A 25,952-nucleotide genomic window follows, 5' to 3' on the forward strand; every position below is an offset into this window, starting at 1 on the left:
AGCCATGGCTTCATCCGACAGATCGGGCCGATGGACGTAGGTAAAGTCCCGCGGTTCATCAGCCGAAGGACCCATCGTCTTGAAGATTCTTTTTCCACGAGCGGCCGTAATCGCCCGGCTGCTAGCCGCGGGCTCGCTGCTTTGCGCCACGAGCGTGTTTGGCCAACAAGTCGTCACGTACTTCGACGATATGGATATGGATATGGATGTGGAGGTGAAGGACGCTGCTGCGCCGCACGTTCTGAATGTGCCGCTTTTCGCGCCTTTGTTCGCTACAGAGAAGGACGCCCAGGCATACTGGGAATTGTCGCGCAAGGCTTACGGCGCCCCGGCCCCGGATGCGAGGGCGGTAGCCAGGGCCTTCCTTGAGGAACACCTTGGCATCGACGGCGATGCCCATGTCGTTGCCCATTTCGCATCGGCAGACGATCGCGCCAAGGGTAGGCCCGATCATACGCAGAAGCTCACGGAAGCATTGATGCAGGCCTTTCCCGAACACGCCCGGCACACCTTTTTCGCGGAGGTGGCGGACACGGTTGGCGCACTCAACAGCGGCGGAAACGAAAGTCCCGGCGTTCTTGCGCTCGTCGAGGGATTGACGCACGCCAGGACCGCAGGCGACGTGCTGAAGCGCGCGGGTGCGTTCCTGTGGAGCAGGACGGGTCCGGGTTACCTCTACAACACTTTTTTTGCCGGCGGCAACGTCATCGAAACCGTCCGGGAAGACCGGCGGACGTTGGACGAGGCTTTTGGGATATTTCATGCGGACAAGGGATTTACCGCTGCCGCCGAAAGCCCGCTACGGCTCGCGCAACTTGTCGAGCAATTCGAACACGTGGGTACCTTTGCTGAGTTGCCCTACGTAAAGGCGCTGAACCGATCCCTGGACACATACTGGGTGGAGAACAGGCACGCCTGGACGGTTGTGGCGCGTTATCGGTTCGTATGGGATGCGCGCAAGGCACAGGCCCTGGGACGGATAAGCCGCGAGCAGTTGACGCAGGTACTGCGTGCAGGTGCCGCGCACGTGCCCGTGGAAGGGCCGGTAACCCTCGCGCAGCTGCAGCTACCGACGGCGCCCGGTGCCCATGTCCGTCGCTTCGACATCAATGGCTACGCCTCGAGCGACATGGTCCGCTTCATCGCTGCCGACGGAAGCGAGGTGCTGTATATCCCAGGTGCGGAACGCGCGTTCGTGGCGTTCGAAAACGAGGACGCGCTTCGGCGGTGGGTGGCGGCGAAGGCAAGGGATGTGAAAAGCCTGGACGATCTGCTTTTGCATTTCTCCACCTACAACAAGCAGGACGGCGTTTTCCGATCGGGAGTTGCGAAAGCGCTCGGCCAAATAGGCAGCGGCGAGTGGAAGGCAGACAGCGGTGCCATCGATCACTCGAATGCCACGGTCGTCGGCGACCTCTTCACGGATATGCAAGCTCGGATCGAGCAACGGATGCGCGACGACGCCCTGATGGAAGCGAGTACCGCCTGGGAAGCCTGGCGGTCGACGATCGCTCGCACGACGACACTGCTCGCTCCGCTCGGTTATGTGCCGGTGCTGGCGCTACCGGTGCAGCTGGGCTCGGCCCTGGTCGGGATCGGCACGGGTATCGAACAAGGCATCGACGGACGGACGTTGGAAGAACGCAGGAGCGGTTTCGGCCAGGCGGTCATGACGGCCGTGACGAGCGTGCCATTGGGCGCGGCGTTCGGAAGTCGGGGTGGCCACGCCGAGGGCGAGAGCCCATCCCGGGGCGGGGCCCCGCTATTTGTGACGCCCAGCAGGATCAACGGCCGCATAGGCTACCCGATGAGTCCGCTGCGGGCGCCATGGTGGCATGAGGAGGAAGGGCTAGGCACGGTCGGCGGGATTTCGCCCCGTCCACCCGTGCTGGATCCTGTCGAACCCGACGAAGACAGGCCGGCATGGACCTTCGCCGACGGTGACGCGATCCAGGAGTTGGCCGACGCAGGATATACCGTCACGGTTATCCCCGATGCAGCGGCAAGTCGGGTTTCCAAGGTCCTTGCCTTGAAAAAATCCGAAGTCGATGCACGGCGCCACCGGCTGGACGATTTTAGGATGGAGGACCACCTGGACGAGCACGGTGAATGGATTCGCAATTCGGAGGGATATCACACGGCAAACCATTCCATCGTCTATCGTGTCGACGCCAGGTCGCCGCGAGAATTGCTTTCCCAGGGAAGGTTCGGGCCGAGCCAGTGTTTCTACGCACTGCACGAGATGTTGTCGACCGACGCGACGATAGGCAGTGGTTCGCTTGCGGCGAGCAATACTGTGTTTCGCGAGTGGAACCGAGCCGGCTTCGCCAACCGCGAGCACTTCAACCAGTATGCGGTGTGGACCGAAGGACGCGAAGTCGTTTCGGCTTCCGACAATATCGGTCCTGGCGATCACGAGATCGAACTGGACGAAGTCCACTTCCCGGCGGATATTCCCGCGAAAGATATTTTCATCATCGATTCGTACGATCCAGAGATTCAGAAGATCCTCGCAAAAATCATCGAATCGAAACATGTATCCACGCCGTACGGCGTTCCGCTGGAAGCGTTCGTGAAATACGTCGATGGCCACCTGGACATCGACGCACCTAGCGAATTCTCCGAAGCGCGCTGGAACGTGCCTTGAGCCGCAAAGCCCGCCATCCTAGGACAGGTTGTAGCCGCGTTCCTCGTGAAGCGCGAGGTCGAGTCCGACCTCTTCCTGCTCATCGTCCACGCGCAGGCCCATGGTCACGGCGATGACCTTGAAGATGCCATAGCTCAGTACTCCGCTATAGACGACGGTGAACGCTACGCCCTCGAACTGGATCCACAGTTGTTCGAGTGGATGCGACACGGCCGCGTAGCCGCCGAGCGCGGGCGACGCCAGCGGTCCGGTGAGCAGCGCACCGAGGATGCCGGCCACCGCGTGCACGCCGAAGACGTCCAGCGAATCGTCGTAGCCCAGACGCCTCTTGAGCCGCGTGGCGCAAAAGAAGCAGACCACGCCCGCACACAGGCCGAGGACCAGCGCGCCGCCGGGCCCGCATGAGCCGGCGGCCGGCGTGATGGCAACGAGCCCGGCCACGGCGCCGGAGGCGATACCGAGCACGCTCGGGCGCCGGTGCACGATCCACTCCACGGCGGTCCAGCCGATAGCCGCCGCTGCGGTGGCCACCTGCGTGACGAGCATCGCCATCGCCGCACTTCCGTTCGCCGCCAGCGCCGAGCCGGCATTGAAGCCGAACCAGCCCAGCCACAGCATGCTTGCGCCGATCAGCGTGTAGCCGAGATTGTGCGGCGGCATCGGTGTGTGCGGATAGCCGCGGCGCTTCCCGATGACCAGGCAGCCGACGAGGCCCGCGATGCCGGCATTGATGTGCACCACGGTGCCGCCCGCGAAATCGATGACGCCCAGGTCGCCGAGGAACGATCCCGGTCCACCCCACACCATGTGTGCCAGCGGCAGGTAGACGATGGTGAGCCAGAAGAGCGTGAACACCAGCAGCGCCGAGAACTTCATGCGTTCGGCGAAGGCACCGATGATGAGGGCGGGCGTGATGATGGCGAAGGTCATCTGGAACATCACGAACAGCGCTTCGGGAATCGTGCCATGCATCGTTCCCGGCGTGAGGCCCGCAAGCATCGCGTGGCCGAGGCCGCCGACGAAGGAATGCAGGCCCGTGGTCCCCGCCGCCATCCCTGCGTCGTCGAATGCCACCGAATACCCGTAGGCGATCCATGCGACGGTGACGACCGCGGTAATGGCGAAGCACTGCATCAGTACGGAAAGCAGGTTCTTGGCGCGGACCATGCCGCCATAGAAAAGCGCGAGACCGGGAATGGTCATCATGAGCACGAGCATCGTCGCCGTCAGCATCCAGGCGGTGTCGCCGGAGTCGGGCACGGCGGGCGAAGCGGCCTGCGCGAACGCGGCACAGGGGAGGAGGGTGGCGCAGCCGAGGAGTGTGCGGGACAGATCAAAGCGCATCGTCGTCGACCTCCTGGGTACGGATACGGATGGCCTGCTCCAGGTCGAGTACGAAGATCTTGCCGTCGCCCACCTTGCCGGTCCTGGCGGCGTGGCCGATCGCCTCGACCGCCCGCTCCACCTGGTCGTCCGTCACCGCTATTTCCACCTTGAGCTTGGGCAGGAAGTCGACGACGTATTCGGCGCCGCGATAAAGCTCGGTATGCCCATGCTGGCGACCGAATCCCTTCACCTCGGTCACCGTCATCCCCTGGATGCCCACCTCGGCCAGCGCTTCGCGCACATCGTCCAGAGTGAACGGCTTGATGATCGCGTTGATCCACTTCATGAGTTGCCCCTTCGTTGGCCCGGATGGGGATCAGCAGGTTCCGTGCCAGGCGGAAATGGCTTGGCAGCGCAGGCCGATGATGGAAAAGCACCAAATTGGATCAATGTTTGCTCGATAAACGAGCGAGCCAGGGCGGTGCTAGAGCACGCGGGACCGCATCGCCCGGCTACGGCCGGGAGCCCTTGGCTTGCCTTACGCCGCAGGAATCAGTACCATTTTGGTCCGGTATTGACGATCCCCCTTCCCCCATGCTCCGTGTCAGCCGACTGACCGATTACGCGACGGTGGTGATGACCTGCATCGCCGCCCATCCTTCCGACGTTCTGAGCACCGCCCAGATCGCCGAAGAGGCGCGCCTGGAGCTGCCGACGGTGTCCAAGCTGCTGAAGCTGCTGGGACACGCGGGGCTGGTGGAATCGTTCCGGGGTGTGAACGGCGGGTATCGGCTGGCGCGGCCGGCGGAATCGATCAGCCTCGCCGACATCGTCGAGGCGATGGAAGGGCCCATCGGCCTCACCGAATGCAGCATGGCCCAAGGCCATTGCGAGCGGCAGTCCAGTTGCGGCGTCAGCGGCAGCTGGCGCTCCGTCTCCGGAACGATCGACGGGGTGCTGCGCGCCATGACCCTGGCACAGATGCTGGCCGGGCGCCCCACGGCGCCGGTCGTACAGGCAAACGCATGAACGAGAGCGAGAACATGACACGCGAAGTGGCAGCGCCGGTGCGCGACAACGCCGAGGTCGAAGCGGCCCTCAACCGCCGGTACGAGGCCGGTTTCGTCACCGACATCGAATCCACCACGCTCCCGCCCGGCCTGAACGAGGACACCGTTCGCCAGTTGTCGGCGATCAAGGGCGAGCCGGAGTGGATGACCGAATGGCGCCTCGCCGCCTACCGGCACTGGCTCACCATGCCGGAGCCGGACTGGGCGAAGCTCGACATCGCGCCGATCGATTACCAGGCGGTCAGCTACTACTCCGCGCCCAAGGCCGGTCCGAAATCGCTGGACGAAGTCGACCCGAAGCTCCTGGAAACCTACGAGAAGCTGGGCGTGCCGCTGCACGAGCGCGCGCGCCTTGCCGGCGTAGCCGTGGACGCGGTGTTCGACTCCGTGTCCGTGGGCACCACGTTCCGCAAGGAACTGGCCGAAGCCGGGGTGATCTTCTGCTCCATGTCGGAGGCCATCCGCGACCACGGCGACCTCGTTCGCCAGTACCTCGGCAGCGTGGTGCCGGCGGGCGACAACTATTTCGCCGCACTCAACTCGGCGGTGTTCTCCGACGGCAGCTTCGTGTTCATCCCCAAGGGCGTGCGTTGCCCCATGGAGCTGTCCACCTATTTCCGTATCAACGCCATGAACACCGGGCAGTTCGAACGTACGCTCATCGTGGCCGAGGACGACTCCTATGTGTCCTACCTCGAGGGCTGCACCGCGCCGATGCGCGACGAGAACCAGCTGCATGCGGCCGTGGTGGAGCTGGTCACGCTCGAACGGGCGCAGATCAAGTACTCCACGGTACAGAACTGGTACCCGGGCGACGAGAACGGCGTGGGCGGCATCTACAATTTCGTGACCAAGCGCGGCGACTGCCGCGGTGCGGATTCGAAGATCTCCTGGACGCAGGTGGAAACCGGTTCGGCCATCACCTGGAAGTACCCAAGCTGCGTGCTGCGCGGCGACCGCTCGGTGGGCGAGTTCTATTCCGTGGCGCTCACGCACCATCGCCAGCAGGCCGACACCGGCACCAAGATGATCCACATCGGCAAGGGCACGAAATCGAAGATCGTGTCCAAGGGCATCAGCGCCGGCCGCAGCTCGAACAGCTATCGCGGCCTGGTGAAGATCGAGAAGGGCGCCGAGGGCGCGCGCAACTATACGCAGTGCGATTCGCTGCTCATCGGCAAGAAGTGCGGCGCGCACACTTTCCCATACATGGAAGTGAAGAATCCCAGCGCCATCGTCGAGCACGAGGCCACCACCTCGAAGATCTCCGACGACCAGCTCTTCTACTGCCTCTCGCGCGGTATCGGCGAGGAAGACGCGGTGTCGATGATCGTCGACGGCTTCTGCAAGCAGGTGTTCCGCGAACTGCCGATGGAGTTCGCCGTGGAGGCCAAGAAGTTGCTCGAGGTGTCCCTCGAAGGCGCGGTGGGCTGATGGGCATCATCGGTTCCGCCCCGGGTCTTACCGATCTGCGTGTGTTGCTCGCCGCGCTCGATCCCGAGATCGACCCGGTTCCGAAGCGCTTCCTGCACGTGTCGCATGAGAAGGCGCGCGAGCGCATGGCCGAAGCCCTCATGATGTTCCGCGAGGCCGAAGGCACCACGCTCATCGTCGACGTGGAAGGCGACGAGGCGGCCGGCAGCGAACGCATGCTGTGGGCGCGCATCACGCTGCGCGTGCAGTCCAGCCTTACCGCCGTCGGCATGATGGCCGCCGTATCCGCCGCGCTCGCGAAGCGCGGCATTCCCTGCAACCCCGTATCCGCGTTCCTGCACGACCACATCTTCGTGCCCTGGGAACGCCGCGACGATGCCCTCGACGCGCTCTCGCACCTCACGCCCTGATTGGACCGCGCCATGCACATGCTCAAGATCGACAACCTCCACGCCCGCGTCGAAGGCAAGGAGATCCTCAAAGGCCTTTCGCTCACGGTGAAGCCGGGCGAAGTGCACGCCATCATGGGCCCCAACGGCGCGGGCAAGTCCACGCTGGGCAACGTGCTGGCCGGCCGTGACGGCTACGAAGTCACCCAGGGCACCGTGGATTTTGCGGGGCGCGACCTGCTGGCGTTGGAGCCCGAAGAGCGTGCCGCCGTGGGTGTGTTCCTCGCCTTCCAGTATCCGGTGGAAATTCCCGGCGTGAACAACACCTACTTCCTGCGTGCCGCGCTCAACGCGCAGCGGAAGTTCCGCGGGGAAGACGAACTGGATTCCATGCGCTTCCTCAAGCTCGTGCGCGAGAAGCTTAAGGTGATGCAGATTTCCGACGAGTTGCTGCATCGCGCCGTGAACGAAGGATTCTCCGGCGGCGAGAAGAAGCGCAACGAAATCTTCCAGATGGCCGTGCTCGAGCCGAAGCTGGCGATCCTCGACGAGACGGATTCCGGGCTCGACATCGACGCGCTGAAACAGGTGGCCGAAGGCGTGAACGCGCTGCGCTCGCCGGATCGCTCGTTCGTCATCGTTACCCACTACCAGCGCCTGCTCGACTACATCCAGCCCGACTACGTGCACGTGCTGGCCGGCGGCCGCATCGTCGAGAGCGGCGACAAGGACCTGGCGCTCAAGCTCGAGGAACAGGGCTACGCCTGGCTCGCCGAGACGCATCCGGAACTGCGCAAGGCCGACCTCGCGGGAGCGCCGGCATGAGCAACGCGCCGTCCCCGTTCGTGCGGGCGGCGATGGATGCCGCCCAGGGCCTGCCGGACAGCGGTATCGCGTGGCTCGACGCCGCCCGTCGCGAGAACCTCGAGGCGTTCGCCGAAGCCGGCTTGCCGGAGGGCCGTAACGAAGCCTGGAAGTACACGCCGCTACGCGCGCTGTCGCAGCGCGCCTTCGCATTGGCCGACCGGGCGACCGCCGCCGGCGTCGACGTCGACCCGTCGCTGTTCACACTTCCCGGCGTGGATGGTGCGCGCATCGTCTTTGTCGACGGCACTTTCCGTGCGGACCTGTCGTCGCTCGATGCCGAAGGCATCGAACTCGCTCCCCTATCGGCCGCGCTGTCGTCGCATCCTGAGCCGCTGCGCTTCGCGCTCGCCAACCGCTACCGCCGCGGCGCCGCCGACGCGTTCGCCCACCTCAACGCCGCGCTCGCTACGGATGGTTTCGTCCTGCGGGTGTCCGACCATGCCCAGCTGACCCGGCCGGTGCACGTCGTGCACGTGTCCAGCGGTACCCAGGCGGATACCGCATGGCACGTGCGCCTGCTGGTGGAAGTGGGCAAGGGCGCCGCTGCCGATCTCGTCGAGCATTTCGTCTCGGCCGGTGAAGCCGTGCAGTTGGGTACGGTCGTCTCCGACATCGCCCTGCGCGAGGGTAGCCGTCTGGGCCTGGTCGTGCTGCAGGACACGTCGGCCGCCACGACCCTGGTGCGCCGCGCACAGCTTCGCATCGATGCCGGCGCCCACGCCACGTTGCATGCGCTGGAACTGGGCGGCGGCCTGGTTCGCCATGAGCTGCATGCGGACCTGGACGGCGACAAGGCACGCTTCGACTCTCGCGGCGTCTTCGCTCTCGCAGGGCGGCAGCACGTCGACACCCAGCTCGAGATTCGCCACAAGGCTCGCGACACGGCATCCGATGCCCTGTGGCGCGGCATTGCCGACGGCCGCTCGCGCGGCGTGTTCCGTGGCGCCATCCTCGTGGCCGAGGGCGCAGACGGTGCCGATGCCGCGCTCAGCAACAAGAACCTGCTGCTGTCGGGCATGGCCGAGATCGACACCAAGCCCGAGCTCGAAATCTACGCCGACGAGGTGAAGGCCGCACACGGCGCGACCATCGGCCAGCTCGACGAACGCTCGTTGTTCTACCTGCGCTCGCGCGGCATTCCATTGGCCCAGGCGCGCAGCCTGCTCACGCTGGCCTTCTGCCGCGCGGTACTGGAGTCGCTGCCGAACGACGCCCTGCGCGAACACCTCGGGGAGCGGCTGGTCGCCCACCTGCCGACCGGCCCCGCCGAATAAGAAGTTTCTGGAGTTACGCCATGAACGCCAAGCCCGCGCCAGCCGTGCCGCCGCTGGATGTCGAACGCATCCGCGCCGACTTCCCTCTGTTGTCGCGCACGATTCACGGCAAGCCGCTGATCTACTTCGACAACGCCAACACGGGGCAGAAGCCCGTGTCGGTCATCGAAGCGGTCGATCGGCACTACCGCATGCACAACGCGAACGTGGCGCGTGCGGTGCACCAGTTGGGCGAAGAGGCGACGTCGGCTTATGAGAGCGCCCGCGATGCCATCGCGCGCTTCGTCAACGCGCCATCGCGCGACGAGGTGATCCTCACCTCCGGCACCACGCAGGCCATCAACCTCGTGGCCTACAGCTATGCCTTGCCAAAGCTGAAGCAGGGCGACGCCATCCTCACCACGGTGATGGAGCACCACGCCAACATCGTGCCGTGGCAGCTCGTGGCCGAACGCACCGGGGCGACGGTGAAGGCCGCCCCGATCGACGACAACGGCGAACTGATCCTCGAGAAATACTTCGAGATGCTCACGCCGGAGGTGAAGCTCGCCTGCGTCGCCCATGTCTCGAACGTGCTCGGCACGGTGAATCCCGTACGCGAGATCGCTCGCGAATGTCGCAAGCGTGGCATTCCGCTGCTCGTCGACGGCTCCCAGGCGGCACCGCACCGGGCCATCGACGTGCAGGCCCTGGGCTGCGACTTCTATGCCATCACCGGGCACAAGATGCTGGGCCCCACGGGCACCGGCGCGCTGTGGGCGAAGCGCGAACACCTCATGGCGATGCCGCCGTTCTTCGGCGGCGGCGAGATGATCCGCGAAGTGCGCTTCGACGGTACGGTGTTCGCCGATCCGCCGCATCGCTTCGAGGCCGGCACGCCGAACATCGCCGGCTTCGCGGGCATCCCCGCGGCCATCGAATACCTGCAGGGCATCGGCTTCGATCGCCTGCACGCTTACGAGCAGGACCTGCTGGCGTATGCCATCGATGCGCTGGAAAGCGTGCCCGGCGTGCGTATCTTCGGCCGCGCGAAGGAGCGCGAGCCGGTGGTCTCCTTCCTCGTCGAAGGCGCCCATGCGAACGACATGGCCACGCTGCTGGACCTGCAGGGCGTCGCCGTCCGCTCCGGCCACCATTGCGCCCACCCGTTGATGCAATTCTTCGGCGTGCCGGCGACGCTGCGCGCGTCGTTCGCCTTCTTCAACACGAAGGCCGAGGTGGACGGTTTCATCGAGGCCATCGCGAAGGTGCGCAAACTCCTCCTCTGAGACTCATCGGCTTTTGTGGGAGCCGCTTCAGCGGCGATCCCGCGGCAGCGGGCCGGCTTGCAGCGACCCCATCGCCGCTGGAGCGGCTCCCACAGTAAGATCTACGGCATGAGTCCCAAGCACACCTTCCGTATCGCCACCCAGGCCGACGCTCCGGTCATCGCAGCCCTGGTCGAGTCGGCCTACCGCGGCGACGCGAGCCGGGCGGGGTGGACCACCGAGGCCGACTTCCTGCACGGCCGGCGTACCGACGTCACCGAAATCGAGGAACTGCTCACCAGCGAGAACGGGCGCTTCGTCCTGTTCGAACGCGACGGGCTGATCGCCGCCTCCTGCTATATCGAACGGCAAGGCCCCGTCTGCTACTTCGGCATGTTCTCGGTACATCCGCCTTTCCAGGGTACGGGCATCGGGCGGCTCGTGATCGAGGAAGTCGAGCGTATCGCACGGGAAGAGTGGACCTGCGAGCGCGTGGAGATGACCGTGATCGACATCCGGGCGGAACTGATCGCCTGGTACGAGCGCCGGGGCTATGTGCGCACCGGTCTCACCAAGCCTTTCCCCTATGGTGACGAACGCTTCGGCATTCCCCAGCGGGACGACCTCCGCTTCGAGTACCTGGCCAAGGACCTGCGCGCATGAACGGCTGGGTGAAGGTCGGTACGCGCAGCGACATGCTGCCGGGTGAGTACAAGGTGGTCTGGGATGGCGACACCGCCATCGCCGTCTACAACATCGACGGCGACCTCTACGCCGTCGAAGACGTATGCACCCACGATGGCGGCGAGCTGGCCGGTGGCCCCGTGCACGGCTTCGAGGTGGAGTGCGTGCGCCACGGCGCGCGCTTCGACCTGCGCTCGGGCGAGGTGACCTGCCCCCCGGCATACGAGCCGGTGGCGGTCTTCCCCGTGCGGGAAGAGGAAGGCTTCATCTGGACCCGCGACGACCGCTGAAACCGTAAGCGCGAACGGAGGCGAAAATCCTATGGCGCGGGCCGCTGCGCGGCCCTAAGCTTGCCGGGCGCCATCCTACCTGCCGGGACCTCCATGCTTCAGGACCACCGTCGGCGTGCCGCGCTCGCCTTCGCGCTCCTGTTCGTCCTGTACCAGGCCGCGGAAGGCGTAGGAGCACGCCTGCTCGACAACTTCGCCGTGCAGGCCGCCTTCATGGTGGCGATGGTGGCCGTCGCATGGCCCCTGGGCCGCTGGCTGGGCTTCCGCGGCTACGACGCCTACGCACTGGGTTGGCACCGGTCCACGCCCGTGTTGCTGGCCGGCGGTCTCGCGCTGGCCTTGTTGGTGAAGTACGTCGCCGTCTGCGTCGGCATGGCTTTCAACGTCTACCTGGCCCGCGCACCGGCCGCACCGCCGGTCGCTGCCGTGTCCTTCCTTTCGTCCATTCCGTGGGCCCTGGTCGCGACTTTCGTGCCGTCCGTGGCGGAGGACATCCTCACCCGTGGGTTGCTCTATCGCGCCATCCGCGTGCGCTGGGCGCCGTGGGCATTCGTGCTCGCAAGCAGCGTGCTCTACGTGCTGAATCACATCTACCGCCTGGGCGCGGGACCGGCCGAATGGACGATGCTGTTCTGCTTCGGCCTCGCCTATGCCGCCGCCGTGGTGCGAACCGGTTCGCTGTGGCTCGCGGTCGGCCTGCACTGGGGCTGGAACCTCGCCAACGTGCTGATCGACGACATCCTGCCGTACCAGGTCGTGTCGTCCACCTGGTCGTCGCTGCTTTCGGCCGCGGCGCACCTGGTCGTGCTGGCACTCCTTTTTGCGTTACCCGCGCAGCAGGAGCACGAAGGCCTTCATCCCGACCCGGCCTGATCCGCGCTCGCCTTCACCAGCGCCCGATGAGGTGCTGCACGAGCAGGCTGGTCAGCGCCACGGCCGCCCAGACGCCCAACCCGAGCAGGATCGGCCGCGGTCCGGTCGAGGCCATGCGGCGCAGGTCCGCGGACAGGCCGATGGCGGTAAGCGCCACGATGATCAGGCACTCGGCGATGAAGTGGATCACCGGCAGCACCGGCGCCGGGACGATGCCGGTCGTGCGGATGACCGATGCCACCAGGAACCAGAGGATGAACCAGGGGAAGATCTTCGCCAGGCTGAAGTCGGAGGCGCCGCCGCGTTTCTCGCGCCAGGCCACGACCAGCGCGATGGCAAGGCTGATCGGAATGATCAGGGTGGCGCGGGTCAGCTTCACGATGGTGGCGTAGTCGCCGGCGGCATGGCTGTAGCTGTAACCGGCCGCGACGACCGAGGACGTGTCGTTGATCGCGGTGCCGGCCCAGAGGCCGAAGCCCAGGTCGGACAGGCCGAGCCAATGCCCGAGGGCGGGGAACAGCAGTACGGCGACCAGGTTGAACAGGAAGATCGTGGAGATCGCGAATGCCGTGTCGTGCTCGTCCGGTTTGACGATCGGCACGATGGCGGCAATGGCGGAGCCGCCGCAGATCGCCGTGCCTACGCCGATCAGCAGCTTCAGCGTGTCGTGAACGCGCAGCAGCCGGCCGAGCGCCCACGCGGCGATGCCCGCCGCCGCCACGGTGGCGAGCGTGACGGAGAGCGATTCCAGGCCCGTATGTGCCACCTGGGTGATGCTGAGGCCGAAGCCGAGCGCAATGATCGACCACTGCAGCACCTGCTTGGAAGCGAAGCGGATGCCGGGCAGGAAACGTGCTCCCGGTGGCACGAACTGACGGACCACGATGCCCAGCACGATGCCCCAGACGGCGCCGCCGACGAGCGGCATGCGGCGGCCGAGCGCATAGGCGACGGCGGCGATGGCAAGCGCGAGGGCCACGCCCGGCAGGCGCGACGGCACGGAAGGGTTGGCGGCGACGGAAGACATGGGCGAGTTCCCTGGAAGGCTTCGCGTATTGTCGGTACGCCCGCGCAATAAGCATATTGAAAATACTTTATGTCATGTATAAGTGTTTCTTATGCAGTCGGTCAGCCCCCGCCAACTCGAGGTTTTCGTCGCCATTGCCACCTCCGGCAGCGTGCGTGCCGCCAGCGAACGGCTCTTCATGAGCCAGCCCGCGGCGAGCATGGCGCTGGCCGAGCTGGAGAGGCAGATCGGTTCTCCCGTGTTCTCGCGCGAACGCGGCCGTCTGCGCCTCAACGATCGCGGGCGCGACCTTCTTCCCCTGGCCCGCGAACTGATCGAGCGCCATGCGGAATTCGCCCGCATGGCGCAGGGCACCGTCGCGGGCCTGGCCGGAGAAATCGGCGTGGGAGCGAGCAACACCGTGGGAAATTACCTCGTGGGCGAGTTGCTGGGCTCCTATGCCGCCGCGCATCCCGGTGTGTCCCTGCGGCTGGGCGTGGCCAATACCTCGCGCATTGCGCAGGGTGTGCTCGACCACGATTTCGACGTGGGCTGTGTCGAAGGCCCGGTGACGCATCCGGCATTGGAAGTACGTCCCTGGCGGGAGGACCGGCTGGTGGTCTGTGCGCGCCCCGACCACGGGCTGGCGATGAAGAAGCGACTGCGGCGCGACGATTTCGCGGGGCAACGCTGGGTACTTCGCGAGCGCGGCTCCGCCACGCGTGCCCTGAGCGAGCGTGCCCTGGCCGAGCTGCCCGAGGGCACCACGGTGCTGGAACTCGACCAGTCGGAGGCGATCAAGCAGGCGGTCATTGCCGGACTGGGCATCGCATGCCTGCCGGAAGTCGCTGTGGGTGACGCGGTGCAGGCGGGGCGTCTTGTCGTGCTTCCGACACCCTTCCTCGACCTGCGCCGGACGCTGTCGGTGCTGCTGCACCGGCAACGCTATCGCGGTGCCGTGCTGGAGGCATTCCTGGCGTCGCTCTGACGCCGTACGACATAGCTGGCCGGGTCGGTCAGCCCAGCACGCAGCGGTTCTTGCCGGTCCGCTTGGCCACATACATCGCCACGTCGGCCGCAATGACCACGTCGTCGTAGTCCGCGCCTTCCTTGAACAGGGTGACGCCGATGCTCGCGCCGATCTGGACGGGTAGCCGCTTTTCCCCGACATCGAGCGTGTAGGGCTCGGCGATGGCGTCGCACAGCACCTGGCAGCGCGAAAGCGCGGTTGCCCCGTCGGGCGTGTCGTGCAGCAGCACCGCGAATTCGTCGCCGCCCAGGCGCGCCACCGTGTCCGTGGCGCGCGTGCGCGCGTCGATACGCCCCGCGATGGCCTTCAACAGTTCATCGCCCGCGGCGTGGCCTTCGACATCGTTCACCGCCTTGAAGCCATCGATGTCGACATAGGCGAGGGCGTAGCAGGTGTCGCCGGAACCGGGCGTGAGCGCTTCCTCCATGCGTTCGCGGAACAGCACACGGTTGGGCAACCCCGTGAGTGCGTCGTGTGTGGCCTGGTGACGAACCAGATGTTCCATGCGAATGCGTTCGGCCACCTCGTTCGTGAGTTGGGCGTTGCGCAGGGAGAGTTCGTCCAGCGCCTGTTGCAGCAGCGCGCGGGCGCGATACAGCTCAAGGAAGATCCTGACCTTGGATTGGAGGATCACGTCATTGATGGGCTTGGCAATGTAATCGACGGCGCCGGAACTGTAGCCCTTGATCCGATTGATGTCGTCCGCGTAGGCGGCCGTGACGAAGATGATCGGCGTCTCGCGCAAGTGGTCCGCTTCCGAAATGAGCTGTGCCACCTCGAAGCCGTCCATCTCCGGCATGTTCACGTCCAGCAACACGAGCGCGAACTGGTGGTCCAGGCAGAGCGCGAGCGCCTCGTTGCCGCTCGACGCTTCGAAGATATCGGCATCGACGCGCGACAGGAGACGACGCATCGCGACGAGATTGCCGGGCGTGTCGTCGACGACGAGGATCTTGGGACGGATCGGGTTCATGGCAGGCACAGCTCGTTCACTATCGCCGGAATGGAGGAAAGGGGGACGCACGCATCGGCACCCGCCACCTTCAGCCCGGCCAGGGGCATGGTGTCGGATTCCGCGTCCGTCGGGTCCTGCACGACGGCATAGCCGCCGGCACGACGGACAGCGGCCAGGCCATTGGCACCGTCCGCGTTGGCGCCTGTCATGAGCACGGCGACGAGTCCGTTGCGCCACGCATCGGAAGCCGTCTCGAACAGCACGTCGATCGACGGGCGCGCAAAGGATACCCGCGCGTCGACGCTGAGGGAAAAGCGGAAGTTTTCTTCCACCAGGAGGTGATAACCCGAAGGCGCCACGTGTACCACGCCGGGCTCCGCCGGTGCGCGCTCGCGCGCTTCCGTAACGGGCAGGGACGATACGCGACCCAGCAATTCCACCAGGAGCGAGACGTCCGCGGAGCCCGTATGGCAGCACACCAGCACGGGCACGCGGAGGTCGCGGTCGAGCGCAGGCAGCACGCGCTGCAGCGCCGTGAATCCGCCGGCGCTGCAACCCATCGCGATCGCGCGGTAGTGGCTCACGGCGCGGCCGGTCTTGGAAGGGTGGCGGCTGCGCGATAGATGCGCAGCCCGGCGTCAACGGCCGTGAATGTCGCCGCCGAGGGAGAGGCATCCACGTTCTCGCGCGAGCCAAGACACAGGAAACCCCCGCGGACGAGGCTCTCCCCGAACAGGGCAAGCGTGCGGTCCTGCAAGGCATTGTCGAAGTAGATCAGCACGTTCCTGCAAAGGATGAGGTGCGCTTCACAGAAGACCTTGTCGGTGACGAGGTTGTGGTTGAAGAAGGTGACGTTCCGACGCAGGTGATGGTCGAGCCGGATGAACTCGTATCGTGCACTGTAATAGTCGCTGAAGGACCGCGAGCCGCCAGCCTCGAGGTATTGGCGTGACCAGTCGCGCGCGTCGCGCGCGGGATAGATGCCTTCCGCGGCGGCCGCGAGGGCGGCGTCGTTGAAATCGGTGGCGTAGATGCGCGTCCTCTCGTAGAGGCCGGCCTCTTCCAGCAGGATGGCCAGCGAATACACCTCCTGTCCATGCGCACAACCGGCCTGCCAGATGTTCAGTTGCGGGTACGACGCGAGCACCGGCAGCACTTTCTCGCGAAGGGCGCGAAAAACCTGCGGATCGCGGAACATCTCCGAAACCGGCACCGACAGGCCTTCGATCGCCTTCCGTTCGAACCCGGGCTCGTGCAGTACGCGCTGGGTCAGGGCGCTGATGCTGCCGGTGCCATGCGTCCGCACCAGTTGCTGGACCCGCCGCTTCAGCGAAGCGGACGCGTAGCCGCTGAAGTCGTGCCCATGGCGCAGTTGCATGGCGCGCACGAAGAGCTCAAGTTCGATGTCCTCGACGTCCACGTCAATCCAGCGGCGGCAGCCACACGCGGATCATGGAAAGCAGCCGATCCACGTCGATGGGCTTGGACAGGTAGTCGTTGGCACCGGCCTCGAGGCAGCGCTCGCGATCCCCGCGCATGGCCTTGGCGGTAAGCGCGATGATGGGTATGCGCGCCACCGCTGGGCGCATGCGGATCTCGCGCATGGTTTCGTAACCGTCCATGCCCGGCATCATGATGTCCATGAGCACCAGCTCCAGGCCGGCCTCGCTGTCCAGCATGTCGAGTGCCTTCCGTCCGTCCTGGGCCATCGCCACCTCGATGCCCTTCGCGCGGAGCACTTTCGACAACGCGAACAGGTTGCGCATGTCGTCGTCCACAAGGAGCACGCGGCGGCCTTTCAGGCCAGTCTCCGTGTCCATGGCCTCCGCATCCGCCGGCTCGGCGGGGGAGGGGCCGCCATGGCGGATCGAATGCAGGAACAGGCTTACTTCGTCGAGCAGGCGATCCGGGGAGCGGGCGCCCTTCACCACGATACTGTCGGTGTACTGGCGGATGCGCAGGCTCTCCTCGCGCGAAAGGTCGCGACCGGAGTAGACCACCACCGGCGGCGTGTTCCCACCGTGCGACAGGCGTTCCAGGAGGTCGAATCCCGACATGCCCGGCAACCCGAGGTCGAGCACCACGCAGTCGTACGCCTTGCCGGCCGTCATCTCCAGCGCTTCTTCTCCGGAGCGGGCTTCGTCGATCGTTACCTCGTCGTCCTTGAGCAGCGTGCGCACGGCGGCGCGGGCGCTCGCGTCGTCGTCCACCACCAGCAGATGACGCGTGCGGCCCCCGGCAAAGTGCATGAGGCGATCGAAGGCCGCGGTGATCGACTCGCGGCTCACCGGCTTGGTGAGGAACCCGACCGCGCCGAGTTCCAGCCCGCGTGTCGCATCGTCGGTGGCCGAGATGAAGTGCACCGGTATGTGCCGGGTCGCCAGGTCCGTCTTGAGCCGCTCGATCACCGTCCAACCATCCATGCCCGGCAGCATCACGTCGAGCAGGATCCCCGTGGGACGGTGGCGTCGGGCAAGGGCTAGGCCGGATTCGCCATCCGCGGCCGCGAGCACGCGGTACCCTTTGCGCCGGATCATGTCGGCCAGGATGCGGGCGAAGGCGGGATCGTCCTCCACCACGAGGATGGCCGTGTCGCCCGGCTCGAGGATCGCCCGGTCGTCGTCGACCCCTTCGGGAAGGAGCGCGGGTGACAGGGGCAGGGTAGCCTCGGCGGCGGCCTGCTGCGCTGAAACGACCTCCGGGCGCGCATCGGACTCCGGGGTTTCCTCGGGAATGTACAGGGTGAACGTGCTGCCTTCGTCGGGCTCGCTGCGCAAGCCGATATCGCCGCCCAACAGGGCCGCGATGCGACGCGAAATGGCCAGCCCCAGGCCGGTGCCCCCGAAATGCCGGCTGGTGCTCGCATCCACTTGTTCGAACGCATGGAAGACCCGCTGGAACTTGTCGGCGGGTATGCCGATGCCCGAATCCTTCACGGCGATGGCGATGCTGCGTGCCGGGTCCATGCCGGTGGGCAACGGCGCGTTACGCGCCGGCCGTGCGATATCCACGTCGACGCCACCACGCGACGTGAACTTGAATGCGTTGCTCAGCAGGTTGTTGACCACCTGCTCCAGCTTGCCACCGTCGGTGCGGATGGTGGCCGGCAGGTCCGGCGCCAGCCTGATTTCGAAGCTGAGCTTCTTCTCGCGCGCCACGTGGTTGAACGTGCGGCCGAGGGTGCGGGCAAGATCGCCGAGGGACAACGTCTCGATGGAAAGTTCCATCTTGCCCGCCTCGACCTTCGACAGATCGAGGATGTCGTTGATCAGGCGCAGGAGATTGGAACCCGCATCGTGGATGATCCGCGCAGACTCCACCTGTTCGGTGGTGAGGTTCTCCTCGTCGTTGTCCGCCAGGCTGCGCGACAGGATCAGCAGGCTGTTCAGCGGCGTGCGCAGTTCATGCGACATGTTGGCGAGGAACTCGGACTTGTACTGGCTGGCGCGTGCCAGTTCCTCGGCCTTCTGCTGCGTTTCCCTTTGCAATGCTTCCAGTGCGTCGTTCTGCCGGTTGAGCGTCGTTCCGTTCTGGCGCAGTTCTTCGTTGGATGCGTGCAATTCCTCGGCCTGTACGCGCAATTCCTCCTCGGACGCAAGCAGACGCTGCGACTGTTCCTGCAGTTCCGCCGTGCGACGCAGATTCTCGAGGGAAAGGGCGACGATCGGCATCAGTTCGTCGAGCAGCCCCTGTTGTAGTTCCGTCAACGGCGCGAAGCTGGCGGCTTCGATCACGCCCAGCACGTTCTCGCGCGAAAGGACCGGCAACAGCACGACGCTCCGCGGCGGCGCTTCGCCGGTGGCGGAATGGATGCGTGCGTAATCGTTCGGCACGTCATGCAGCACGATGGCGCGGCGTTCGAGTGCCGCTTGTCCGACCAGGCCCTCGCCGGGCCCATACGTCCGCGGCGCCTGGCCTTGTTCCTTGTACCCATAGCTGCCGAGCAGTTCGAACCTGCCCGTGTCGCCGCGCCGGGCATAGAACACGCAGAGGCCGGCGTGGAGGCAGGTGGCCAGTTCCGACATGAGCGTACCGGCGAATTCGCTATAGGTCGTGGCCTCCTGCAGTTTGTTGGAAATGGCGGTGACCGACGATTTCACCCAATTCTGGCCATCGGTCTCGATGGCCATTTCCTTGAACACCTGCAGGGCGCGGGCCATCTCGCCGATCTCGTCGCGGCGGGTGAGCTGCCGCACTTCGATCGTGTGGTCGTGACTGGCGAGCCGCGTCATCAGTCCGGTCATCTTGACGATCGGACGCGTGATCAGGCGCGAGGACATGCGGATGACGAACAGGCCGAAGACGAGACAGACGAGCAGGGAGCCGAGATCGACCCATCTCGTCACCTGGAGTTGCCGATCGACCTTGGCGTTTCGTGTGTCGAGCAGCGCACGTTCCGTGGAAGACATCGTGTCGATGACCTTTCGCATGTCGTCGGTCGTGACACTGCGCTCCGCGAAATAGCGAGCCCGGATTTTCTCGCGGGCCAATGCGGCGACCGGCGTTTCGTCGCCGCTGGTGGCGCGCATCGGCTGCATTGCCAGGCTGAGGGCATCCGCTCGCCAACGGGCCAGCAGGTCCTGGAGCCGGTCGAGCCGCGACTGTTGCAGCGGGTTGTCGGCCGTCAACCGCCGCAGTGTCTCGACGTTGCTCGCGAGCGCGGCGTCCGCGGCTTCGAAGTCGGCGTATTCGCCCTCGTCGCGGCTCAGCAGATAGCCGCGTACGGCACTCTGGCGCGCCCGTGCCGCATCGCTCACGTCCGCAAGGGTAACCAGGACCACATACGTGTGCGACGACAAGTCGCGGCTAGCGTCCTCACTGCCGATCGAGGCCAGGTTCGCAAGGTTGGTGGCGACGAAGGCGGCCAGCATCGCGCCGATGACGAGCAGGATCTTGCGTTGCAACGGCTGGTCGGCCAGCCAGGTGTTCCGCTTGGTGGGGGTCGGCATGCGTAGATCGCTGGTTCCGGAAGAGGGGGCTTCTTCGCCTTCGTTGGTACACCCAACCGGCGCCTTCGTCCCTTAGGCACGACTCATAGTGTGACGTCGGTCACGTGACGACGGCATGCCTCCTGCGCCACGACGGCGCCACCAGGCTGCCGCGACGCACGGCGATGGCCAGGCAGGCGGCGGTCGCCATGGAGCACAGGCCGAGCGCGACCACCGAGGCCTCGGCGCCGAACGCGCCGCCGGTCAGCCAGTCGGGGCCCTGCATATGCGAGGCCAGCAGCCCGTGTTGCTCGAAGCCCGAGACCGGAATGCCGTAGAAGGGCCCCTGCGCCACGTTCCATGCGGCGTGCGCGCCCATGCAGACCCAGAGGGAGCGGGTCACGTGGTAGAGCAGGCCGAACAGCAGCCCCGCCTCCAGCGCGATGGCCAGTGCACTCCAGGCCGTGGCGTTCGGGTTCCAGATATGCAGGCCGCCGAATACCGCGGCCGAGAGCAGCAGTGCCGCCCAGGTACCGAGACCTTCTTCGACGATACGGAAGATGACGCCCCGGCTGATGATTTCCTCGCCCACCCCTGCACCCACGCCCATGACCAGGACGGGTCCGAGCCAGTGCACGTCGCCGTTCACCCCGTCGACCACATAAGCCCCTAGTGCCCACAGGGTGCCGACCACCAGCGAGAAGACGATGGCGCCGGCGGCGATGCCCAGCAGGACATGGGGGATGGCCTTCCGCGCCGCCAGTTCATGCACCCGGCGGTTCTCGATGGTGCGGACAAGCAGCCAGTAGGCGAGCACGACGGGCGCCAGCCGGAACGCCTCGATCAAGGGAGTGACCTGGTCGAACGGGATGTTGCCTCGCGGCAGGCCGAGCCCGGAATACACGCGCCCCGCGATGAAGCCGATGGCCAGCATCGTGACGAAGAAGACGACGATCCGGCCCAGCGGAGAGCGGAGGAGCCGCAAGGGCAGGGACGGTGGCGTCGCGGCGGTAGGGTCGGCGGACATGGTGGCCTCGGTGAATGGGCTTGCAGCCGCAGTCTACGCAGGCATGATGGTGTTCCGATACAAGCCGTCGTGGCCCGCTTCCGCTAAGGTCGCGGGGCCGAGGCACTTCCCCGCGCTCCTGGATCGACACCGATGGCCATTCCGCCCGACAACGACCCTTCAAGTCCGCAGAACCGGCGCGAGCAGACGTTCCCGCGGCTCAACGACGAGATGGCGGCCCGCCTCGTGAAGTACGGCGTGGAGGAAACGGTGCCGGCCGGCACCGTCCTCTTCCGCCGCGGCGATCGCCGCATCGACTACTTCTTCGTGATCGACGGCAGCATCGAGATCTACGACCTCGACAAGGAAGGCCAGCCCAACGTATTCACCGTGCATGGACCCAGCCAGTTCACCGGCGAGGTCGACCTGTTCAGCGAAAGGCAGGTGATGGTGAACGGCCGTACCGGCTCGGACACGCGGCTCGTCCGCGTCGATCCCACTGCATTCCGGAAGCTCGTCTCCGGCGAGCCGGACATCGGCGAGATCATCATGCGCGCCTTCATCCTGCGTCGCGTGGGGCTGATCCAGAGCGGGCAGGGCGGCGTGATCCTCGCCGGTTCCGCGCATGCCGCCGATACGGTGCGCCTGCGCAGCTTCCTCATCCGCAACGGTTACCCGTACCGGCTCCTGGACACGGACGTCGACGAGGACGCCACGCACCTGCTGGACTGCCTGGGCCTGCGTCCCTCGGAATGCCCGGTGGTCGTCATGCCCGACCGCCGCGTGCTGCGTTGTCCCAGCACGTCGCAACTGGCGGACGAGCTGGGCATCACCATCCTGCTCGACAGCGAGCACGTGCACGACGTGGCGGTGATCGGTGCCGGGCCGGCTGGGCTGGCGGCCGCCGTATATGCCGCCTCCGAAGGGCTGGACACGCTGGTGCTCGAGGCGTTGGCCCCCGGTGGCCAAGCGGGCACGAGTTCCAAGATCGAGAACTACCTCGGCTTTCCCACCGGCATCTCCGGCCAGGCCCTCGCGGGTCGCGCGCAGGTGCAGGCGATGAAGTTCGGCGCGCACATGGCCATCGCGCGGTCGGTGCAGGGCATGGATTGCGCCAAGCATCCCTACCGGTTGCTGCTCGACGACGGCACCTCGGTGCGCGCCCGCGCGGTGGTGGTCGCCACCGGCGCGCGTTACCGCAAGCTGGACCACCTCGACTACGAACGTTTCGAAGGCCAGGGCATCCATTACGCCGCGACGGCGATGGAGGCCACGCTCTGCGCGGGCGAGGAAGTGGTCGTGGTCGGCGGTGGCAACAGCGCAGGGCAGGCGGCCGTGTTCCTCGCGCGCACTGCGGCGCACGTGCACATCCTCGTGCGCGGCGACGGGCTGGCGGCGACGATGTCGGATTACCTGGTGCAGCGCATCGTGCAATCGCCGCGAATCACGCTGCATACGCGCTGCCAGGTCGATCACCTCGACGGCGACGCGTACCTGCGCGAGGTGGGCTGGCGATGCGTCGACGGTGCCCAGAAGCGTGTCAAGGCGGGCAGTCTCTTCGTCATGATCGGCGCAGAGCCGAACACCGCCTGGCTCGACGGCTGCCTCGACCTCGACCGGAAGGGCTTCGTGCTGACCGGACGCGATGCCGACGGCTATGCCACGCCGTCGCCTTTCGCCACCACGCTGCGCGGTGTGTTCGCCGTGGGCGACGTGCGCTCGGGCTCGATCAAGCGCGTAGCGTCGAGCGTGGGCGAAGGGTCGGTGGTGGTGCAGGCCATCCACCGGTTCCTCAATCCGTCGCCGATGTAAGTCAGACCTCGACCGAGGCCGCGTGCTCGCGCGTGGCCGAGAAGCGCACCGTGGGCCAGCGCTCCTGCGCCAGTTGCAGGTTGACGCGCGTGGGTGCCAGGTAGACCAGTTCGCCCGCCGCGTCGATCGCGAGATTGCCGGCGTTCTTCTCCCGGAACTCTTCCAGCTTCTTCGCGTCGTCGCAGTGGATCCAGCGCGCCGTGGCCACGCCCACCTGCTCGAACGTGGCGTCCACGTTGTATTCGTCCTTGAGACGGTACGCGACAACGTCGAACTGCAGTACGCCGACGGCGCCCAGGATCAGGTCGTTCGACATGATCGGGCGGAAGAACTGGGTGGCCCCTTCCTCGGACAGCTGCGCCAGGCCCTTCTGCAGTGCCTTCATCTTCATCGGATCGCGCAGGCGAGCACGGCGGAAGAGTTCGGGCGCGAAGTTCGGAATGCCGGTGAAGGAGAGCGGTTCGCCCTCGGTGAACGTATCGCCGATGGTGATGGTGCCGTGGTTGTGCAGGCCGATCACGTCGCCGGGATAAGCGCGCTCCACGATCTCGCGGTCGGAGGCCATGAAGGTAAGCGCATTCGCGATGCGCACTTCCTTGCCCGTGCGCGTCTGCTGCATTTTCATGCCGGCAGTGTACGTACCCGAGCACACGCGCATGAACGCGACGCGGTCGCGGTGCGCGGGATCCATGTTCGCCTGGATCTTGAAGACGAAGCCCGTGAGCTTTTCTTCCTCGGGTTTCACTTCGCGCGTAAGGGTGTCGCGCGGGCGCGGGGAGGGCGCGTGTTCCACGAAGAAGTCGAGCAGGAGCTGCACGCCGAAATTGTTCACGGCCGAGCCGAAGAACACCGGTGTCTGCTTGCCGGCGAGGTAGGCCTCGACGTCGAACGGGTTCGACGCGCCCAGCACGAGCTCGAGTTCTTCGCGCAGTTCGTCGAGCGCCGCCTGCCCGATCTTCGCGGCCAGGTCCGGATGGTCGAGGCCCTTGAAGATGGTGGAGTCCTGCCGGGTGAAATTCTTGCCGGGTTCGAACACGTGCACTTCGTCCAGCAGCACGTGGTACACGCCCTTCAGGCGCGAGCCCATGCCGATCGGCCACGTGACCGGGGCGCAGGCGATGCCCAGCACGGATTCCACTTCGTCCAACAGGTCGATCGGCGAGCGGCCTTCGCGGTCGAGCTTGTTGATGAAGGTCATGATCGGCGTGTCGCGCAGGCGGCAGACCTCCATGAGCTTGATGGTGCGTTCCTCCACGCCCTTGGCGCAGTCGATGACCATCAGCGCCGAATCCACCGCCGTGAGCACGCGATAGGTGTCTTCCGAGAAGTCCGCGTGTCCCGGCGTATCCAGCAGGTTCACGATGGCCTCGTTGTACGGGAACTGCATGACCGAGGAGGTGACCGAGATGCCGCGCTCCTTTTCCAGCGCCATCCAGTCCGAGGTGGCATGCCGCGCGGCCTTGCGGCTCTTCACGGAGCCGGCCATCTGGATGGCGCCGCCGAACAGGAGCAGCTTTTCCGTCAGGGTGGTCTTGCCCGCGTCGGGATGGCTGACGATGGCGAAGCTGCGCCTGCGGCGGGTTTCGGTGAGGTGTGCGGACATCGGTCTGGGGTCGCTGATTCGGGCTAACCCCCTATTCTATCAGGGTTTTGACTGCCGGGCTTCGTATGGGCCGGGCTTTGCGTTGGGGGTGGGGGCTTTGTGTGGGAGCCGCTTCAGCGGCGATGCGATCTCGCGGCACGCTTGCCCGCTGCCGCGGGATCGCCGGCGAAGCCGGCTCCCACAGATGAGCCACCGCATGCTTGCGATTGGACATCTGGACGTCTAAACGTCTGTTGACATGGCAGGCATCCATGCGTATCGTCGGTTGCACTCATCGAGACCGGCTGAGGGACAGGCCCTTTGAAGCCGGGGCAACCTGCGGATTTCCGCGACGGTGCCAACTCCTGCGGGGCGTGTTTCACGCCGGCCGATAGATGGGAATGTCCGTTCGGGGCACGCGTTGGCGTACCCGGGGCGCTGGCAGTCCTACCGGTTCCGCAGGGGCTCGATCCCGACGCAGGAACCCGGACATGCCAGCAGAGCCCGCCACCGTGATCTCCTTCCCCCAAGCGGCCAACCCCGCCACGTCTCGTCGTGCCTCCGACCTCACCGAGCAGCGCGGGACGCGCCGCGTCGTGTTCTCGCCGAAATACGGCAGCGACCCGGTCGCGGTAGATGTCCGCTACCTGTGGTGCGGCGCTCCCGACGCGCCCACCGTCATCGTGCAGGGCGGCATCTCCGCCGACCGTGACGTCTGCGCGGGCCGAGAGCGCGCGGCGGGCTGGTGGGACACCCTGGTGGCGGAAGGCGGCGCGGTCGATCTGGCCGCATGCCGTGTCCTCTCGATCGACTGGCTCGTGCCCGCCGACATCGAGGGCGTGGCTTCCGTGTCCAGCGAAGACCAGGCGGCCGCGCTGGCCGCGCTCGTGGACGAGTTGGGCGTCGGCCGCGTGCAGGCGTTCATCGGATCGTCCTACGGCGCCATGGTGGGCCTGGCGTTCGCAGCCCTGTACCCCGGCAAGGTCAAGTCCCTGGTCCTGCTCGCGGGTGCGCACCGGCCGCACCCCCTCTCCACGGCGCAGCGCTCAGTGCAGCGCGGCATCGTTCGGCTCGGGCTTGCGTCGGGCCGTACCGGCGAGGCCCTGGCCCTGGCGCGCCAGCTCGCCATGACCACCTATCGCGGCAGCGAGGAGTTCTCGCGCCGGTTCGCGGCGGGCCCGGAACTCCGGGACGGCCGTTTCCACTTCCCCGTGGAGGACTATCTCGAGCATGCAGGGCGCCGGTTCGTCGAAAGGTTCGACCCCGAGCGTTTCCTCGCCCTGTCCGAATCGATCGACCTGCACGACGTCGCGCCGGAGCAGATCGCGGCGCCGGCCACGCTGGTGGGCTTTCCGTCCGATCGGCTCGTGCCGCTCTCCGACCTGTGCGAACTCCAGCGCCGCCTCGGCGGCACGGCAACGCTCGAAGTGCTGGATTCGCCGTTCGGCCACGACGCCTTCCTGAAAGAAACCGTGCAGCTCGCTCCCGTGCTGCGTCAGGCACTCAACGACTGTTGCGGAGAACGCTAAGCC

At 66.1% G+C, this 25,952-nt stretch carries 22 protein-coding genes and 1 riboswitch; of the genes, 13 read left to right on the top strand and 9 right to left on the bottom strand.

The window, feature by feature from the left end; genetic code table 11:
* The first annotated feature begins 79 nt into the window (after positions 1-79).
* Complete coding sequence (locus tag ACPYOD_RS03910; protein WP_481300421.1) at positions 80-2,647, top strand: dermonecrotic toxin domain-containing protein; 2,568 nt, start codon at positions 80-82, stop codon at positions 2,645-2,647.
* Positions 2,648-2,665: 18 nt separating this feature from the next.
* Here the strand turns inward: ACPYOD_RS03910 and ACPYOD_RS03915 are convergent, their stop codons facing one another.
* Positions 2,666-3,991 carry an ammonium transporter gene (locus tag ACPYOD_RS03915; protein WP_481300422.1) on the bottom strand — a complete coding sequence of 442 codons (1,326 nt, stop codon included), beginning with the start codon at positions 3,989-3,991 and terminating at the stop codon, positions 2,666-2,668.
* Entirely contained in the window at positions 3,981-4,319 is a 339-nt protein-coding gene (locus tag ACPYOD_RS03920) for a P-II family nitrogen regulator (RefSeq protein ID WP_481300423.1), read from the bottom strand. The genes ACPYOD_RS03915 and ACPYOD_RS03920 overlap by 11 nt, the downstream gene beginning before the upstream one ends.
* A 248-nt stretch (positions 4,320-4,567) precedes the next feature.
* On the opposite strand from ACPYOD_RS03920, the gene ACPYOD_RS03925 reads away from it, so the two are divergent.
* The 9 genes from ACPYOD_RS03925 (at position 4,568) to ACPYOD_RS03965 (ending at position 12,101) form a co-directional block, all read left to right on the top strand.
* On the top strand, positions 4,568-5,002 hold the full coding sequence (locus ACPYOD_RS03925) for an SUF system Fe-S cluster assembly regulator (RefSeq protein WP_481300424.1): 435 nt from the start codon (positions 4,568-4,570) through the stop codon (positions 5,000-5,002).
* 14 nt (positions 5,003-5,016) lie between these two features.
* Positions 5,017-6,477 (top strand): Fe-S cluster assembly protein SufB, encoded by a 1,461-nt coding sequence (gene sufB, locus ACPYOD_RS03930; RefSeq protein ID WP_481300491.1) that lies wholly within the window; start codon positions 5,017-5,019, stop codon positions 6,475-6,477.
* On the top strand, positions 6,477-6,887 hold the full coding sequence (locus ACPYOD_RS03935) for an ACT domain-containing protein (protein ID WP_481300425.1): 411 nt from the start codon (positions 6,477-6,479) through the stop codon (positions 6,885-6,887). The genes sufB and ACPYOD_RS03935 overlap by 1 nt, the downstream gene beginning before the upstream one ends.
* 18 nt (positions 6,888-6,905) lie before the next feature.
* Positions 6,906-7,691: a Fe-S cluster assembly ATPase SufC gene (gene sufC, locus ACPYOD_RS03940; RefSeq protein ID WP_167124348.1), complete on the top strand. Its 786-nt coding sequence runs from the start codon at positions 6,906-6,908 to the stop codon at positions 7,689-7,691.
* Positions 7,688-9,007 carry a Fe-S cluster assembly protein SufD gene (gene sufD / locus ACPYOD_RS03945; RefSeq protein WP_481300426.1) on the top strand — a complete coding sequence of 440 codons (1,320 nt, stop codon included), beginning with the start codon at positions 7,688-7,690 and terminating at the stop codon, positions 9,005-9,007. Before sufC ends, sufD begins: the two co-directional genes overlap by 4 nt.
* Before the next feature lie 20 nt (positions 9,008-9,027).
* Positions 9,028-10,275 (top strand): aminotransferase class V-fold PLP-dependent enzyme, encoded by a 1,248-nt coding sequence (locus ACPYOD_RS03950; protein ID WP_481300427.1) that lies wholly within the window; start codon positions 9,028-9,030, stop codon positions 10,273-10,275.
* Positions 10,276-10,383: 108 nt separating this feature from the next.
* Complete coding sequence (locus ACPYOD_RS03955) at positions 10,384-10,917, top strand: GNAT family N-acetyltransferase (RefSeq protein WP_481300428.1); 534 nt, start codon at positions 10,384-10,386, stop codon at positions 10,915-10,917.
* Entirely contained in the window at positions 10,914-11,228 is a 315-nt protein-coding gene (locus ACPYOD_RS03960; RefSeq protein ID WP_481300429.1) for a non-heme iron oxygenase ferredoxin subunit, read from the top strand. Before ACPYOD_RS03955 ends, ACPYOD_RS03960 begins: the two co-directional genes overlap by 4 nt.
* Positions 11,229-11,321: 93 nt before the next feature.
* Positions 11,322-12,101, top strand: coding sequence for a CPBP family intramembrane glutamic endopeptidase (locus ACPYOD_RS03965; RefSeq protein ID WP_481300430.1), 780 nt, complete (start codon positions 11,322-11,324; stop codon positions 12,099-12,101).
* Positions 12,102-12,114: 13 nt separating this feature from the next.
* On the opposite strand, the gene ACPYOD_RS03970 is transcribed toward ACPYOD_RS03965, so the two are convergent.
* Positions 12,115-13,128: a YeiH family protein gene (locus tag ACPYOD_RS03970; protein WP_481300431.1), complete on the bottom strand. Its 1,014-nt coding sequence runs from the start codon at positions 13,126-13,128 to the stop codon at positions 12,115-12,117.
* 91 nt (positions 13,129-13,219) lie between these two features.
* Between ACPYOD_RS03970 and ACPYOD_RS03975 the strand changes: the two genes are divergently transcribed.
* A complete protein-coding gene (locus tag ACPYOD_RS03975; RefSeq protein ID WP_481300432.1) occupies positions 13,220-14,095 on the top strand; it encodes a LysR substrate-binding domain-containing protein in 876 nt (291 codons plus the stop codon).
* A 28-nt stretch (positions 14,096-14,123) separates the two neighbouring features.
* On the opposite strand, the gene ACPYOD_RS03980 is transcribed toward ACPYOD_RS03975, so the two are convergent.
* The 5 genes from ACPYOD_RS03980 to ACPYOD_RS04000 form a co-directional block, all read right to left on the bottom strand.
* Positions 14,124-15,110: a diguanylate cyclase domain-containing protein gene (locus ACPYOD_RS03980; RefSeq protein WP_481300433.1), complete on the bottom strand. Its 987-nt coding sequence runs from the start codon at positions 15,108-15,110 to the stop codon at positions 14,124-14,126.
* Positions 15,107-15,676, bottom strand: a complete 570-nt coding sequence (locus ACPYOD_RS03985; protein WP_481300434.1) for a chemotaxis protein CheB — start codon at positions 15,674-15,676, stop codon at positions 15,107-15,109. The genes ACPYOD_RS03980 and ACPYOD_RS03985 overlap by 4 nt, the downstream gene beginning before the upstream one ends.
* Positions 15,673-16,512: a CheR family methyltransferase gene (locus ACPYOD_RS03990; protein WP_481300435.1), complete on the bottom strand. Its 840-nt coding sequence runs from the start codon at positions 16,510-16,512 to the stop codon at positions 15,673-15,675. The genes ACPYOD_RS03985 and ACPYOD_RS03990 overlap by 4 nt, the downstream gene beginning before the upstream one ends.
* A 1-nt stretch (position 16,513) precedes the next feature.
* On the bottom strand, positions 16,514-20,041 hold the full coding sequence (locus tag ACPYOD_RS03995) for a response regulator (protein ID WP_481300436.1): 3,528 nt from the start codon (positions 20,039-20,041) through the stop codon (positions 16,514-16,516).
* 100 nt (positions 20,042-20,141) lie between these two features.
* Positions 20,142-21,047, bottom strand: a complete 906-nt coding sequence (locus tag ACPYOD_RS04000; RefSeq protein WP_481300437.1) for a CPBP family intramembrane glutamic endopeptidase — start codon at positions 21,045-21,047, stop codon at positions 20,142-20,144.
* 132 nt (positions 21,048-21,179) lie between these two features.
* On the opposite strand from ACPYOD_RS04000, the gene ACPYOD_RS04005 reads away from it, so the two are divergent.
* Positions 21,180-22,838 (top strand): FAD-dependent oxidoreductase, encoded by a 1,659-nt coding sequence (locus ACPYOD_RS04005; RefSeq protein WP_481300438.1) that lies wholly within the window; start codon positions 21,180-21,182, stop codon positions 22,836-22,838.
* A gap of 1 nt (position 22,839) precedes the next feature.
* Here ACPYOD_RS04005 and ACPYOD_RS04010 read toward each other — a convergent pair whose 3' ends face one another.
* A complete protein-coding gene (locus ACPYOD_RS04010) occupies positions 22,840-24,441 on the bottom strand; it encodes a peptide chain release factor 3 (protein WP_481300439.1) in 1,602 nt (533 codons plus the stop codon).
* Positions 24,442-24,709: 268 nt separating this feature from the next.
* Positions 24,710-24,822, top strand: a riboswitch (SAM riboswitch).
* An 89-nt stretch (positions 24,823-24,911) separates the two neighbouring features.
* Here ACPYOD_RS04010 and metX point away from each other — a divergent pair.
* Positions 24,912-25,949, top strand: a complete 1,038-nt coding sequence (metX, locus tag ACPYOD_RS04015; protein WP_481300440.1) for a homoserine O-succinyltransferase MetX — start codon at positions 24,912-24,914, stop codon at positions 25,947-25,949.
* Positions 25,950-25,952 lie beyond the last annotated feature (3 nt).

The sequence above is a fragment of the Luteibacter sp. HAY1-4A genome (assembly GCF_056755355.1).

Coding starts and splice junctions, on each gene's coding strand:
- ACPYOD_RS03915 (WP_481300422.1), bottom strand. CDS start 3,991: ATGCGCTTTGATCTGTCCCGCACACTCCTCGGCTGCGCCACCCTCCTC.
- ACPYOD_RS03920 (WP_481300423.1), bottom strand. CDS start 4,319: ATGAAGTGGATCAACGCGATCATCAAGCCGTTCACTCTGGACGATGTG.
- ACPYOD_RS03925 (WP_481300424.1), top strand. CDS start 4,568: ATGCTCCGTGTCAGCCGACTGACCGATTACGCGACGGTGGTGATGACC.
- sufB (WP_481300491.1), top strand. CDS start 5,017: ATGACACGCGAAGTGGCAGCGCCGGTGCGCGACAACGCCGAGGTCGAA.
- ACPYOD_RS03935 (WP_481300425.1), top strand. CDS start 6,477: ATGGGCATCATCGGTTCCGCCCCGGGTCTTACCGATCTGCGTGTGTTG.
- sufC (WP_167124348.1), top strand. CDS start 6,906: ATGCTCAAGATCGACAACCTCCACGCCCGCGTCGAAGGCAAGGAGATC.
- sufD (WP_481300426.1), top strand. CDS start 7,688: ATGAGCAACGCGCCGTCCCCGTTCGTGCGGGCGGCGATGGATGCCGCC.
- ACPYOD_RS03950 (WP_481300427.1), top strand. CDS start 9,028: ATGAACGCCAAGCCCGCGCCAGCCGTGCCGCCGCTGGATGTCGAACGC.
- ACPYOD_RS03955 (WP_481300428.1), top strand. CDS start 10,384: ATGAGTCCCAAGCACACCTTCCGTATCGCCACCCAGGCCGACGCTCCG.
- ACPYOD_RS03960 (WP_481300429.1), top strand. CDS start 10,914: ATGAACGGCTGGGTGAAGGTCGGTACGCGCAGCGACATGCTGCCGGGT.
- ACPYOD_RS03965 (WP_481300430.1), top strand. CDS start 11,322: ATGCTTCAGGACCACCGTCGGCGTGCCGCGCTCGCCTTCGCGCTCCTG.
- ACPYOD_RS03970 (WP_481300431.1), bottom strand. CDS start 13,128: ATGTCTTCCGTCGCCGCCAACCCTTCCGTGCCGTCGCGCCTGCCGGGC.
- ACPYOD_RS03975 (WP_481300432.1), top strand. CDS start 13,220: ATGCAGTCGGTCAGCCCCCGCCAACTCGAGGTTTTCGTCGCCATTGCC.
- ACPYOD_RS03980 (WP_481300433.1), bottom strand. CDS start 15,110: ATGAACCCGATCCGTCCCAAGATCCTCGTCGTCGACGACACGCCCGGC.
- ACPYOD_RS03995 (WP_481300436.1), bottom strand. CDS start 20,041: ATGCCGACCCCCACCAAGCGGAACACCTGGCTGGCCGACCAGCCGTTG.
- ACPYOD_RS04000 (WP_481300437.1), bottom strand. CDS start 21,047: ATGTCCGCCGACCCTACCGCCGCGACGCCACCGTCCCTGCCCTTGCGG.
- ACPYOD_RS04005 (WP_481300438.1), top strand. CDS start 21,180: ATGGCCATTCCGCCCGACAACGACCCTTCAAGTCCGCAGAACCGGCGC.
- ACPYOD_RS04010 (WP_481300439.1), bottom strand. CDS start 24,441: ATGTCCGCACACCTCACCGAAACCCGCCGCAGGCGCAGCTTCGCCATC.
- metX (WP_481300440.1), top strand. CDS start 24,912: ATGCCAGCAGAGCCCGCCACCGTGATCTCCTTCCCCCAAGCGGCCAAC.